General features: G+C 55.7%; 12 protein-coding genes. All 12 read right to left on the reverse strand.

What is annotated here, in order from left to right; all coding sequences use genetic code 11:
• Positions 1 to 34: 34 nt before the first annotated feature.
• From cobN to cobO, 12 genes are read right to left on the reverse strand one after another with little or no spacing between them, the layout of a single operon-like run.
• A complete protein-coding gene (gene cobN / locus E4L36_RS00645) occupies positions 35 to 3,832 on the reverse strand; it encodes a cobaltochelatase subunit CobN (protein ID WP_136678551.1) in 3,798 nt (1,265 codons plus the stop codon).
• Between the two features lie 3 nt (positions 3,833 to 3,835).
• Entirely contained in the window at positions 3,836 to 4,912 is a 1,077-nt protein-coding gene (gene cobW / locus E4L36_RS00650; RefSeq protein WP_136678552.1) for a cobalamin biosynthesis protein CobW, read from the reverse strand.
• Between the two features lie 9 nt (positions 4,913 to 4,921).
• Positions 4,922 to 5,701: a precorrin-4 C(11)-methyltransferase gene (gene cobM, locus E4L36_RS00655; protein ID WP_136678553.1), complete on the reverse strand. Its 780-nt coding sequence runs from the start codon at positions 5,699 to 5,701 to the stop codon at positions 4,922 to 4,924.
• Positions 5,698 to 6,483 carry a precorrin-3B C(17)-methyltransferase gene (gene cobJ / locus E4L36_RS00660; RefSeq protein ID WP_136678554.1) on the reverse strand — a complete coding sequence of 262 codons (786 nt, stop codon included), beginning with the start codon at positions 6,481 to 6,483 and terminating at the stop codon, positions 5,698 to 5,700. The genes cobM and cobJ overlap by 4 nt, the downstream gene beginning before the upstream one ends.
• Positions 6,480 to 7,277 carry a cobalamin biosynthesis protein gene (locus E4L36_RS00665; protein ID WP_136678555.1) on the reverse strand — a complete coding sequence of 266 codons (798 nt, stop codon included), beginning with the start codon at positions 7,275 to 7,277 and terminating at the stop codon, positions 6,480 to 6,482. The genes cobJ and E4L36_RS00665 overlap by 4 nt, the downstream gene beginning before the upstream one ends.
• Entirely contained in the window at positions 7,259 to 7,984 is a 726-nt protein-coding gene (gene cobI / locus E4L36_RS00670) for a precorrin-2 C(20)-methyltransferase (RefSeq protein ID WP_136678556.1), read from the reverse strand. The genes E4L36_RS00665 and cobI overlap by 19 nt, the downstream gene beginning before the upstream one ends.
• Positions 7,977 to 9,287: a precorrin-6y C5,15-methyltransferase (decarboxylating) subunit CbiE gene (cbiE, locus tag E4L36_RS00675; protein ID WP_136678557.1), complete on the reverse strand. Its 1,311-nt coding sequence runs from the start codon at positions 9,285 to 9,287 to the stop codon at positions 7,977 to 7,979. Before cbiE ends, cobI begins: the two co-directional genes overlap by 8 nt.
• A gap of 1 nt (position 9,288) precedes the next feature.
• Entirely contained in the window at positions 9,289 to 9,942 is a 654-nt protein-coding gene (locus E4L36_RS00680) for a precorrin-8X methylmutase (RefSeq protein ID WP_136678558.1), read from the reverse strand.
• Positions 9,943 to 9,954: 12 nt separating this feature from the next.
• Entirely contained in the window at positions 9,955 to 10,743 is a 789-nt protein-coding gene (locus tag E4L36_RS00685) for a precorrin-6A/cobalt-precorrin-6A reductase (RefSeq protein WP_136678559.1), read from the reverse strand.
• Entirely contained in the window at positions 10,733 to 11,884 is a 1,152-nt protein-coding gene (locus E4L36_RS00690; protein ID WP_136678560.1) for a cobalt-precorrin-5B (C(1))-methyltransferase, read from the reverse strand. The genes E4L36_RS00685 and E4L36_RS00690 overlap by 11 nt, the downstream gene beginning before the upstream one ends.
• Positions 11,884 to 13,248 carry a cobyrinate a,c-diamide synthase gene (locus E4L36_RS00695; protein WP_136678561.1) on the reverse strand — a complete coding sequence of 455 codons (1,365 nt, stop codon included), beginning with the start codon at positions 13,246 to 13,248 and terminating at the stop codon, positions 11,884 to 11,886. Before E4L36_RS00695 ends, E4L36_RS00690 begins: the two co-directional genes overlap by 1 nt.
• Positions 13,248 to 13,853 (reverse strand): cob(I)yrinic acid a,c-diamide adenosyltransferase, encoded by a 606-nt coding sequence (gene cobO / locus E4L36_RS00700; protein ID WP_136678562.1) that lies wholly within the window; start codon positions 13,851 to 13,853, stop codon positions 13,248 to 13,250. The genes E4L36_RS00695 and cobO overlap by 1 nt, the downstream gene beginning before the upstream one ends.
• Between the last annotated feature and the right edge of the window lie 9 nt (positions 13,854 to 13,862).

The raw sequence follows: 13,862 nt of genomic DNA on the forward strand, positions 1-13,862 counted from the left end.
TCAATTGGTTATTTAATTTAGATAAATTGGTTTGTTAACTTTTTTCTTGCTGCTCATCCAGCGCTAACAAGGTACCTTTGAGTGCGGCTAAGCGCTCGTTTGAGTCGCTCCACATATTGCGCTCGTGGGCTTCGCCTAACCGTTCGATCATCTTTTCAAACGCAGGGGCGTTGCTCTGTAACATGAAATCGCGGTTGGTCTCATCTAAGAGCAGCGCATCACAGATCTGGTCGTACTGGTAATCACCCACCAAGGTGGTGGTGGCGTCATAGGCGAACAGATAATCCAGCGTGGCTGCCATCTCAAAGGCGCCTTTATAGCCATGATCGCGCATGGCCGCGTGCCATTTAGGGTTAAGCACGCGGCTACGCATAACGCGGTTTAGCTCCTCTTTTAAGGTACGGATATGAGGGCGCTCGGGATTGGCGTGGTCGCTAAAGTAAACCACCGGCTCTTGGCCGCGCAGTACCGCGGTGGCGACGGTCATGCCGCCTTGGAACTGGTAGTAATCATCTGAATCCAGCAGGTCGTGCTCGCGGTTATCTTGGTTTTGTACCACGACTTCAAGGTGGCGTAGGCGTTCGATAAACGCATCGCGCGCAACCACGCCTCCTTCAGTATTGTGTCCATAAGCGTAGCCACCCCAGTTGACGTAAGCTTCTGCAAGGTCAGCACGGCTATCCCAACATTTTTCATCAATAAGGCCTTGTAGCCCTGCACCGTAGGCGCCGGGTTTAGAGCCAAAAACACGATAGCTGGCTTGGCGCTGTGCAGTATCGGGGGCTATCCCTTGTGCAGTGAGCTCGGCGGCGCGTGCTTCGATATGTTGGCGAATCACATTACTGGTGCCCGGTTCATCAAGCTGGGCGATGGCTTGCACGGCGGTGTCGTAAAGCTTGATCACATTCGGGAAGGCATCACGGAAAAAACCGGATATACGCAGCGTAACATCCACACGTGGCCTACCCATCAACATGGCGGGGATCACCTTGATATCGACGATGCGGTTGCCCTGCTCTGCCCAAACGGGCGCCACGCCCATTAGGGCAAACGCTTGGGCAATATCATCACCGCCGGTACGCATGGTGGCCGTTCCCCAGACGGATAAGCCCAGCTGTTTTGGATAATCGCCATGCTCTTGGAGGTGGCGCATAATCAGAGCGTCGGCGGATTTTTGCCCCAACGCCCACGCCGCTTTCGTAGGAACAGCGCGATTATCTACCGAAAAGAAGTTGCGCCCCGTTGGCAGTGTATCTAAGCGCCCACGGGTAGGAGCACCGCTTGGCCCAGGTGGTACAAAGCCGCCGTTTAAACCCGTGAGTAGCGCGCTGATCTCATGTTCTGCGCTCTGCTCTAGAAGTTGTAAAACGCCAGTTTTCGCGTGCTCAAGGAGTTCAGCAGTGACGGGTAGATCGCTTAGCGTGTCAGCCGTGTTTTGCTCAAGAACAACATCGATCACAAGCTGCTGTGCCAGTTGTTCTAAGCGCTCACGGGTATCACCCATATTACGCCACACCTCTGCCGTTACCTGCGCCAAACGCTGCGGCTTTGGCCCGTGGTAAGGTGTTTGAGGTTCGCCGAATGGGTCGATATCTAGCACTAAATCGCTGGCTAATGCGTGTAAAATGCCCTGTTCGTGGATTTTTGAGCCACGTGGTAAGCGCAACAAGGCAACGAGGGTATCGGCTAGTTTCTCCTTTGAAGGAAGCTCACCCAGAATATGCAGACCATTACGGATTTGCGACTCTTTGATCTCGCAAAGGTAGGCATCTAGGCTATCGAGCAGCGCTTCGCCTTGACCACCGTTGGGAGCGATCTCTTCAAGCAGATGGCTACTTTGTAGTGTTTCTAAAATCGCTTCTTTCAGCCACTGCTCGCGCTGCGGGTCCATCCCCATGGCTTGGTAAAGCTCATCCACTAGCCCCTCTAGCTCAGCCATCTCACCATAGGTTTCCGCTCGGGTCATGGGGGGCATCAGGTGATCGATAATCACCGCTTGTGTACGGCGCTTCGCCTGCGCACCCTCGCCGGGGTCATTTACGATAAAGGGATAGAAGTTTGGCATGGGCCCCAACGCAATATCGGGCCAGCACTGCTCGGAAAGCGCGACCCCTTTGCCCGGCAGCCACTCAAGGTTGCCGTGTTTGCCCACATGGATGAAGGCATCCACTTGGTAGGTGTGGCGCAGCCAAAAATAGAAAGCCAGATAACTATGCGGCGGAATAAGGTCAGGATCGTGGTAGTTCGCCGCAAGATCAAGGTTAAAACCCCGTGCCGGCTGAATACCAACGAAGGTGTCGCCTAAGCGGATTCCGGCGATCATCAAGCGCCCGTTACGGCACTTATGATCTTGCTCGGGTGCGCCCCAACGCTCCCAAACGGCTTGCTGGCAGGCATCCGGTAGCTGTGCAAAATGCGCCATGTACTCATCAATAGCCATACTTTGCCAACATGGCAGGTAGTGCAGCGTACTGGGGTTGTTGGTGATGCTTTGTAACAGTGCTTGAATCAACGCATCGCCGCCTTCTGGAATACCATCAACCGGATAGCCTTCCGCTTGTAATGCGCGCAAAATATTGATGGTTGCTGCGGGTGTATCCAACCCCACCCCGTTGCCAATACGCCCATCATGGGTCGGATAGTTGGCTAGCACCAGCGCGACACGCTTATCGCGATTGGCTTTGTTTGCTAAGGCTGCGGTACGGGCAACAAAGCTACAGACAAACGCTGCGCGCTCTGGGTGTAGCTCAAAACGTACCACGTCGGTCTGGGCGGCTGTGCAGCGCCATGTTGAGGTTTTAAAGCAGGCGGCGCGGCTGAGAATACGGCCATCCATCTCGGGAAGGACCACCTGCATGGCGATATCACGGCTGCGCAGTCCTTGGCTGTGGTCTTGCCAGTCCTCTTGCGTGGTGCTCGCCATCACAAGTTGCACCACCGGAATTTGCGCCGCAAAGGGGGAGCTAAACACAGTTCCTGTGGAGGCAAGACCCGGCGCTGCCGCTCGGTTGCTCGAAAAACCGGTGCAGTTCAAAATCACGCTGGCACCGCTTTGCTCAATTAATAGATCAACGGCGGCCAATGCGTCTGGCTCTTTCAACGAGGAGATCGCCACCGGCAGTGGATTTAGCCCAGCATCGCGTAGACAGGCCACCAAACCATAGAACACATCGGTATTGGCGCTTTGCAAGTGGCTGCGATACAGCAACAAAACGGCAACCGACTGCTCCGTGTGCCAAGTACTCTGCCACTGGCTAAGGCTGGTTGGCGATAACGTGCTTGCATCGGGCGCTAGCAGCATACAGGCGGGCAAGGGCTGGGGTTGTTCCCATGTTGTGTGGTAGCCAAGATAGTTACCGGCAAGGAAGTGAAGCAACGCATTGGCGTTTGCTACCCCGCCGGCGCGCAGGTATTGCCATACTTGCCGCTGATCCGCTGCTGAAACGGTTGATGCGGCGGCTAGCTCAGGGTCTGGCTGGTCATCCCCCGGTACGATAATCAAGGTACGATTGGCTTGCTTGGCCCACGCCATCAAGCGCTCTAAGCCATACGCCCAATAGCTGCGCCCGCCCAACAGTGACAACACCACCACGTGTGCGTGTTCCAGCACGCGGTGCTCGTAAAGATCAAAGGCGGCGGGTTTAGCGAGCTGCAACCAGTTGGCCAAACGCACCTCTGGCAGCGGGGTATCGCAGCGGTCGATGGCGTGTGCCAGCGCCGAAATAGCGCTATCGGCGGCACTGAGGATAACAACCGGCGCAGGTGTCTGCGCAAGGTCGATAATCCCTTCGTCTTCAACATAACCGCCGGGTTGAGCTGCCAGTAGGTGCATCGTTTACGCCACTTCCGCCGTTTTCAACGCAGCCAGTAACTGCGCTTCATCAAGGTGTTTACCGATAAAAACGAGTTGGGTTTGGCGGGCCTCGTCTGCTTGCCAGAGGCGGTCAAAGTAGTGATCAAGACGTGTTCCCACCGCCTGCACGACGTGGCGCATCGGTTTGTCCGCAACAGCGGCAAAGCCTTTCACACGATAGATGGCGTTTTCTGCGAGCAGTTGATTCAGCACGGTGTGCAGCCTATCGGCATCGACTGCATTGCAGCGCAGTACCATGGAATCAAAGTGATCGTGGGCATGGTCGTGCTCAGCGCCATGTGCGTGGTGGTGATCATGATGGTTATGGATGCTATCAATGCGCGCTTCGGTTGCCGCTTCAATACCCATGACTAACTCAGGTTTAACCTCTTCAGCACTCAAATAGAGCGTTTTTACTTGGGCTGGAACTTCACGCTGGACCACCGCCTCAACGCGCTCGCGAGCAGGCGTGTCGAGCAGGTCATTCTTACTTACGATCACCAAATCTGCGGCGCTGAGCTGATCATCTAAAAGCTCACGCAGTGAAGGGTCGTGGTCGAGGCTCTCATCGGCAAGGCGCTGTGCCTGCACTTTCTCTTCATCGTGGGCAAAGCGGCCAGCGGCAACGGCTGGGCCATCTAATACGGTAATCACCGAATCCACAGTGCAGTGCTCTTTGATGCCGGGCCAGTTAAACGCCTGCACCAGCGGTTTAGGTAGCGCGAGGCCGCTGGTTTCAATAAGGATATGGTCGATCTGATCACGGCGGGCAACCAATTGCTCCATCACCGGCAGGAACTCCTCCTCAACTGTGCAGCAGATACACCCGTTGGCCAGCTCATAGATGCCCTCCTCTTGTGCGGGCGCGGTATTCTCTTCTTCGCAGTCCAGTGGGCAACTACGGAGCAGCTCTGAATCGATATCTAGCTCGCCAAACTCATTCACGATAACGGCAATGCGCTTACCTTGTGCTTGGCGTAGCAGGTTGGATAGCAACGTGGTTTTACCGCTGCCAAGAAAGCCGGTTACGATCGTGGTGGGTACTTTCTTCAGATTCATTTCTGTTCCTTATTTATCAGATGGCGCTTTTTTATGGATGGGGCGGTAAACGTGCGCCTGCGCTTTGTCGTAGAGGTAAGAGTCGGCGAAGTTATCGGTATCTAAGACGTGACCAACCAATATGAGAGCGGTCCGTGTGAAGCCTTTGGCACGCACTTTGGCGGTGATATCTGCCAGCGTACCGACTACTTTGTCTTGATCGGGCCAAGAGGTGCGATAGCACACCGCCACCGGGCAGTCGGCACCGTAGTGCGGGATCAACTCCTCAACAATCTTATGGATACGGGTGATGCCAAGGTGGATCGCTAGTGTCGCGCCACTTTGGGCCAGTGCTGGCAGCTGCTCGCGCTCGGGAAATGGGGTTTTGCCCGCATAACGCGTCATAATGATGGTTTGCGAAACACCCGATAACGTAAGTTCTTTGCCGAGCCATGCCGCCGATGCGGCCATCGCGCTGACGCCGGGGATCACCTCGTAGGGAATCTCCAATGCCTCTAGGCGGCGTATCTGCTCGCCGATCGCGCCATAGAGTGAAGGGTCGCCGCTTTGTAACCGAGCCACATCCCAGCCTTTTTCATGGGCTGTTGTGATCACGTCGGTGATCTCATCAAGGTTCATGGTGGCGGTATCGCGGATCAGCTCAGCGCTAGGTTCCACCGCTGCAATCACTTCGCGTGGAATAAGTGATCCCGCGTAAAGTACCACTTGGCAGCGCGCCAAAATGCGTTGCCCTTTCACGGTCATCAAATCTGGATCTCCGGGGCCTGCGCCAATAAAGTAGACGCTCATTGTGCGCCCTCCAGCTTAGCGGCATAGCCCCGTGGGGTGTAAGCCCATTGCTGTTGTGGCGTGGTGACACAACGGGTTTCGCGGTTCCCCACACTGACCAAAGTAAACATATCGACATCTTTAGCATCGAGCTCGCCCAGCGTGATGATACGTACGTGTTCGTCATCACGCGTGAGCTGGCGGCCAAGCACCACGGGAGTGCTGGCAGGCCGATACGTGAGCAGGATGTCGCGGGCATGGTTGAGCTGCCAATCGCGCTTTTTGGAAACGGGATTATAAAACGACACCACAAAGTCGCCTTGGCCTGCGGCGTGGATGCGCTGCTCAATGGTTTGCCACGGCGTTAACAGGTCCGAGAGCGAGATCGTACAGAAATCGTGGCCCAGCATAGCTCCCACGCGGCTGGATGCCGCCTGCATTGCAGAGATCCCGGGAATGACCTCAATCTCAACATCCAGCCAAGCGCTGTTAAAACCGGGCTCTTCGGGTTCGTTGAGTAGCTCAAACACCAGTGTGGCCATAGCGTAGATACCAATATCGCCGCTTGAAAGGAGCGCTGTGGTGTTACCGTTAGCGGCAAGGTTGAGCGCAACGCGGGCACGCTCTACCTCAGCTCCCAGTGGCAATGTGTGGTGCTGTTTGTCTGCCACCAGAGACGCTAGCATCTCGAGATACAGCCCGTAGCCGACAATATCGGTTGCCTCGCCGATGGCGTTGCGAGCATGGGGTGTGAGCCAATCGATAGCGCCGGGGCCTGTCCCGACTAAAAACAGTTTACTCATGCAGAGGGTTCCAGCATTAAGGTAGAAGATTGAGAGGCATCAGCCCCGTAGATACGCGCAATCGCGCAGGTGGCACGCTGGCTTTTCTGCTTAGGTACGAGCAACTCAGGTGTTGCACCGGGGTACGCGTGGGCGCAGCTAAACAGCGCTGAAGACTCTGCGACACCGGCCACCCCAACCGTTTTCTTCACGTAGTCCGAAGGGGTTTGCAGTAGCGGTTCCATACGGCAAAGTTGTTCTGCTGGCCAGGTTAAAAACGGAATGCCGTAATGCTTTGCCAGTTGGCACAGTGCGACTTCATCCGCTTTGATATCGATACTGCTCAGCGCTGCCACGTCTTTTAAGGTAAGGCCAGCTTGCGCCAACGTGGCGTTGAAGAGCGTGTCTATTTCGGCAAATGTGCAGTGCCGCTCGCACCCCATACCCACCACATAATAAGGCCGCAGGTAAGTGTTCGCGGTGGTGAGAACCAGCGTTGCGTTACACACTGTGCTAACTCGCAGTGCTAGCTCGTTGGCTCCGCCTTCGTGCCCTGAGAGCAGCGGAATCACAAATTGGCCAAGCTCATCCATCACCAAGACGGGAGGGTCGTCGTGCTTGCTAACGAGCACCGGCGCAAGCGTACGTATCACGATACCGGTGGCGCAGATAAATAGAAGCGGTTCACCGGCGCGAAACCAGCGCTGGACGGTCTCTGCAAACGGGATCGGTTTGTAGCACAAGGTGGCAGCTAAGGGTTTTTCCAGCCGCTCAGCCAGCGCTTTGCCTGCAGCGGTTAGTGCGATGATGCGCATGCAGCCTCCGGTTTTTGTGTGACCAGAAACATCGAAAAATAGGGCCCTGCTTCGGCGGTGAGTGTGGAGACATCGCGCACAATACGCTCATTTTCGCGGCCAATGTACTCAAGATACTGGGCATCTCGGCTACGGTTTGCAGCATTCAGTGCGGCTAGAATTTTTGGCCGCGCTTGCCCTGCTTTCAAAATCACCACCGCCGCATGTTGCGTCAGAGCGGTGGTGAGCTGCTCAAGGCTCTGCCGGCCAGATACCACAGCGAAGGACTCCGATTGGCGTGTTAGCGGGGTGGCTACTGCGGCGCACGCGCCATTGATTGATGAAATACCCGGCACCACTTCGCACGCAAAGCGCCCTGCAAGGCGCTCCAATAGATAGCTGAATGAGCCAAAGATCAGGGGGTCGCCTTCACAAAGAAACACCACTAATTGCCCATTAGTGAGTGCATCCGTTATTTGCAGTGCGGCTTCATCGTACACGGCATTGGCGGCGCTACGATCAAATTTCATCGGCATCACCAACGCGAGTTCGGCGGCATTGTCGGGCCGCTGTGCAATCGGGATACGTGCAATATGGCGCGCAGTGGAGTCCCCCGCTTCATTCGACAGGTACACCAATAGATCCGCCGCTTCGATGAGGCGTGCGGCCTTAAGCGTTAGCAGTTCTGGATCACCCGGGCCGACACCCACACCGATCAGCTTACCCATAGGACACCTCGTTTGTATCAGGAGCAAGCTTTTGGAGGCGCAGCAAGGTGACCGGTAACGCGGGTCGGTAGCATAGTTGTCCGGCTAAAGACTCGCCTCGGCTGATATTTACCTGCAACGTGTCAAAGGAGGCCGTACCGCTGCGCTGCTTGGCCTCGCAGAAGCGCCATGCGCTGTAACGGGTTGGCTCCATCACTGCGCTCACCAGCAGGTAGCCATCGACCGCAAGCCGCTGCCAACAGCTACTCAAGAGGCTTTCTAACTCCCCGCCGCTGCCGCCAATGAAAATCTTGTTAGGTGCGGGTAGCTCCGCTAGCGGTGACGTTAAGGCATCGGACGCTGTTCCTGCCACCACGCGCAAGTTGCGCTCTACACCAAACTGCAGCAGGTTTTGGCGCAGGTGATATAGCCGATCAGGGTGCTGTTCTATCGCGATGATATTCGCCTGCGCGCACCAATAGGCCAGCTCCACCGAAACGGAGCCGCATCCTGCACCGATGTCCCAAATACAGTCGCCAGCAGTTGGGCTCAGCAGCGACAAGATCTGCAAACGCACTTCACGTTTGGTGATCATCCCCTGTCCGTTGCCCTTATCGGTACTGAATAGCCGGTCGTCAAAACCCGGAAACGTGGGCCACTTCACCGGCTGATGATGGTTGCCGCTGGTTTCGACCAAGCAGACCAGCAGCGGATCAAAAACTTCGGGGTGGTTTACTAAACGGGTCACGTGGTGCTGTGTGATCCGCTCATCGCTGTAACCCAAGCGCTCCAGTACCGTTAATTTTGCATCTTTAAAGCCGATCTCTTGCAGCAACGTAGCAATCGCCAGTGGCGTGCTCTGCTGATCGGTTAACAATAAAACTTGCTGATTGGGGTGTAGCTGGCTGCGCAGTGAGTTCAGCGGCCTGCCATGTACGCTGATTGTCTTCACGGCATCCATCGCGACTCCCAGCCGATGGCAAGCCGCCTGCAAGCTGGAGATATTAGGATGAAACACCAGGTTAATGCTGGCTTCGCGCATGGCGAATTGGCTCAACCAGCGGCCAATACCAAACCAAAGAGGATCTCCTGAGGCCAGTACCGCGATCTTTTCTGTGCCCTGCTCTAATTGGCTTTTTAGCTGGGCCGAAAAGTGCTCAAGGCTGTCAAAAAGGGTTTTCGGCGTACTGCCAACATAACCCGATACCAGCTCTAGCTGACGTGGCGAGCCGATAATCATATCGCTGCCCGCCAGCGCAGAAACGGCGTTGTTGGTGAGTTGGGCGGGTTGCTCAACCCCTAAGCCGATGACATCAATCTGCATCTTAATAAAGCTCCCCACGAATACAGCGTAGTAAAGCGTTGCAACTGGCCGCTGTCACAGCGCTCCCCCCGATACGGCCCAGTAGCGTAATGCAAGGTACTCCAAGGGCTTGGTGTTGCTCCCACAGCAGTTGTTTTGACTCGGCGGCCCCGACAAAACCCACTGGCATGCCGATAATTAGCGCAGGTTTTGCTGCTCCGCCGTGCAGCATCTCAATTAAGCGAAACAGCGCCGTGGGTGCGTTGCCGATCAGTACCACAGCACCTTCAAGGTGCGGCTCCCATTGGCGTAGCGCGGCCATCGAGCGGGTCTCGCCATGTTGCGCGGCAAGCTTGGGGGTTTCGGGGTGGTTAAGAAAGCACAGCGGCGCTTCGCTAATCATGCGTTTGGTCACCCCCTCTTTGACCATCTCGGCATCGCAAACGATCGGCGCTTGCGCCGTGAGGGCTTGCATACCTGCGGCACAGGCGGTGCCACTAAAGCGCAAGTGTTGGGCAAGTTCGGGCATCCCTAGGCTATGGATCACCCGCATGGCCACCTGCTGTTCGTAACGTGACAGGTGCTCTAGCTGCGCCTCTTGGCGGATAAGCTCGAAGCTACGCGCTTCGATATGGCTCGGATCTGCAATGTACTCTTGGGGTGACGCAGCGTTCATCTACTCTCTCGTTTATCGTCGCGGGCGTTTGCCCGGCTCGTTGGGGGTGTTAAAAAAGGTGATCACTGCATCGCGACACTGGTTAAGATCGCTCAGCAGTGGCATATCGTTTAGGTGGCTCATATCGGGGCGCGCTTCTAAAAAGACACTGACACCCAGCTTGCGGGCGACATCTAATTTCGGGGCTGTCGCGTTGCCGCCACTGTTTTTAGATACCAAAGCACTCACGCCATACTTGGCAAACAGGTCGTGCTCATCTTGCTCGCTAAAGGGGCCGATCGCCTGTTCCCAATAGACGTTGTCTGGCAGCTGAGCGTCCAGCGGTACCGCTGTGCGAATCACCACCTGATCACACGCTTTGGCAAGGGCATCGATCAGTGACTGCTCCAGTTGCCCGATCGTCAGCAAGACGGAAATTTCACCCGCTAGCTGATCGGGGAGTTCCGCGCGGTCTGTAAAGGTGATCCACTCATCTTCGGCAGCGGGCTGCCACGCCGGACGCTGATAACGCCAATAGGTCACATCAGCGTTTTTACAGACGCTCCACGCTTGCTCACTAATGCGCATCGCGTATGGGTGAGTCATATCGAGTACTGCGCTAATGGGCGTTTCCGTGAGATAGCGATGAAAGCCCCCCACTGCGCGAAAACCGCCTGCGCGTGTTTCACACGGCAGCTTGGGCGCACGCACCCGCCCAGCTTCGCTGTAAATCACAGCAACACCCTGCTGGTGCAGCTGCGTTGCCATCTGTTTTGCTTCACCTGTGCCGCCTAATAGCAACAGTTTTGTCTTATTCATCATCCCCGATCTCCGTCATGCCATAACAGCGCGCAAGCAGCGCTGGCGTATCTGCATAGGATCCAACAGGGAGCCCCTTGCGGTCTACAGCCCAGACCGTAATAGTGATGGTTTTTGGGATAAATCGGCGCATCACGGCACCGGCACGCTGACAAATCGTATCTGCCAAGGGAAGCTTTTGCGTTTGGCACAAGCGCAGCGCTTCCATGCTGGTGTTACACCCTGCGATCTGTTCAGCCAGTTGCTCATCACCGCCTAGCTCACGTGCGATCTGCGCAAGTTGGTTTAGATTTATGGATGAAGCGCGACTGTGCAGATCCAAATGCCCTGCTGCTAGCTTAGTGAGCTTGCCAAAGCCCGCGCACAGCGTAAGGCGTGTCAGCTGTGTGTTGCGCCGCAGGTGCTTCAAAAACGCACCGGCGAAATCACCCATCTCAATGAGAGCCATATCGCTCAGCTGATAATGCTCACGCACCATCGCTTCGCTGGTGCTGCCGGTGCTGGCAGCGATATGTGTTAGGCCGTTGTTACAGGCCACATCCACGCCTTGACGGATCGAAGCGATATAGGCAGCGCAGCTGTAGGGGCGCACGATACCGGTGGTCCCTAAAATAGAGAGACCACCGAGAATGCCAAGCCTTGGATTCATGGTTTTCTGTGCGATCTGGGCACCGTTCTTTACCCCCACAGCCACCTCAAAACCGCCTTCGTATGCATAGAAGGCACGGTAGCGTTGTAGGTGGTCGGTAATCATCTGGCGTGGCACCGGGTTAATGGCAGGCTCGCCAATCGCAAGGCTTAGACCCGCTTTTGTCACAGTGCCAACGCCTGCGGCAGCTTTGAAGGTGATGGCCTTTTCGCGAGTACGGCGCAGCTGCACAAAGACTTCGCTACCGTGGGTGACATCGGGGTCATCACCAGCATCTTTAATCGTAGCCGCAATAGCGCTATCGGTATCTAACGCTTCAACATGGTGAATCGGTAGTTCAACTGTTTGTCCTCGGGGTAGCGTGATCGCAACCGTGCTTACACGCTTTTGCTCAAAGAGATAGCGCACCGCCGCAACCGTACAGGCCGTTGCGCAACTTCCGGTAGTTAAACCGGTGCGCAGTGGTGTTAGCTGCTCGGAGGACTCAGGCCACATTAGATCGAAACCTCAGGTGTGGCGAAATCACCCAGAAAAAGACGGCAGACCGCCTCAGGGTTAGAGGGGAAAAACAGGTGTAGATAGGTGGCCGTTAAGGCATTTTGGCGATAGATCGCCTCACCCGGCGCACTGTGACGTTGGCGCTTACCATGCGCAATCGGTGCAGGTGTCCCTTCGGTGCGCGAGCGATGATGAGCATGAGCGCGTACTTCGCCCTCGGGTAACATCGCGCTCTGCATACCTTGGCAACCGCGCTTGCCACGCATCACCCCTTCACCTTTGATCAGCCCACACATCGGCGAGCGCTGCCCCTCTAGATCGGTTAAACCCTCAAGGCAAAACAGCAGCCCGCCGCACTCGGCGAGAATAGGTAAACCGGCTTCATAGGCGCGACGTAGCGAGGCTTGCAGCGCATGGTTTTGCGCTAATGCATCGCTGTGCAATTCGGGATAGCCGCCCGGTAGCCAGATCGCGTCGGCGGCTGGGATTTCAGTGTCGCTAAGCGGCGAAAAACATGAAACCTGCGCGCCATAGTTTTTCAAAAACAATAGGTTAGCATCATAAATGAAAGTAAATGCTGCATCTTTGGCAACCGCAATGGTTAGCCCTTTTAGCGGCTGGGAAAGCTGCGCTGGAGGTGTTTCGGTGGGTATAAAACGTGTTTTTCCAACGGCATCGAAAAAGGCGTCTAAACCTGTGCCGCGTGCTAAACCGTCATCCCACCAGTGAGCACCTTTGTTGATGAGTGCATCAATGTACTCTTGCTGCTCTTCAACTTGGATAAGACCCAGATGGCGCTCTGGCAGTGTGATGCTCTCATCCGAACGCAGGCAAGCTAGCATGGGTAGATGATCGGGTAATGCGCTTTGGATTAGCTCGGCATGGCGCGCGGTGCTGCAGTGATTTGCGATCATGCCAATCACATTAAGCTTGGGCTGATAACTGGCAAGCCCTAAGGCGACCGCCGCCGCGGTTTGTGCCATCCCCTTCACATTCATGACCAGTGCGACGGGAATATCAAAGCGTAACGCGAGATCAGCACAGGAGGGCTCGCCATCAAATAACCCCATCACCCCTTCAATAAGAATAAGGTCCGCTTCGGTTGAAGCTTGATAGAGCATCGTTTGGCAGTATTCAGCGCCCGCCATCCACATATCTAGTGGTTCAACGGGGGCGCCACTGGCCAACGTGAGAACTTTGGGGTCCAGATAATCGGGCCCTGCTTTAAACACCCGCACGCGCAGGCCCTGTAGGCGAAAATAGCGCGCCATCGAAGCGGTAATTGTCGTTTTACCTTGCCCAGATGCAGGCGCTGCTAGCATCAGCGCCGGACATTCGAGAGCGGGTTTGCTGTGGACCATTAGTACTCGATCCCCGCTTGTGATGTGACGCCTAAACGAAAAGCATGGCGCTGATCTTTGATATCGCTGATCGTGTCAGCAATCTCTTCAAGTGCCTCTGGCATCACACGTCCAGTGATAATGACATGCTGGTGGCGCGGCCTCGCTTTTAGTGCAGCGATGACCGGCTCCAGTGGCAGATAGCGGTACTTAAACATATACGCCATCTCGTCTAGCACGACGATATCGCGGTTTGGATCTTGCAGTAGGCGCGCGGTAATTTCCCAAGCGTGAGCGGCGGCGGCTTCGTCCCGTTCACGGCTTTGGGTTTCCCATGTGAAGCCCTCGCCCATAACATGCCACTCGATCAACGGGTGGCTGCTGAAAAACTTGAACTCGCCGGTTTCACGGCGGCCTTTAATAAACTGCACTACAGCTGCTGGCTTTCCATGGCCCACGCAGCGTGCCATGGTACCTAATGCGGAGCTGCTTTTTCCTTTGCCGTTGCCTTTTAGCAGGATTAGTACGCCCCGCTCCTCTTTCGCGTTGGCGATCCGCTCATCCATGACCGCTTTTTTGCGCGCCATGCGCTCTTCGTGGGTCTTTTTGGGTTTCTCAAGCGTCATTGTTTGGTG

This window comes from Neptunomonas sp. XY-337, from assembly GCF_004959845.1.
Classification (GTDB): domain Bacteria; phylum Pseudomonadota; class Gammaproteobacteria; order Pseudomonadales; family Balneatricaceae; genus Neptunomonas; species Neptunomonas marina.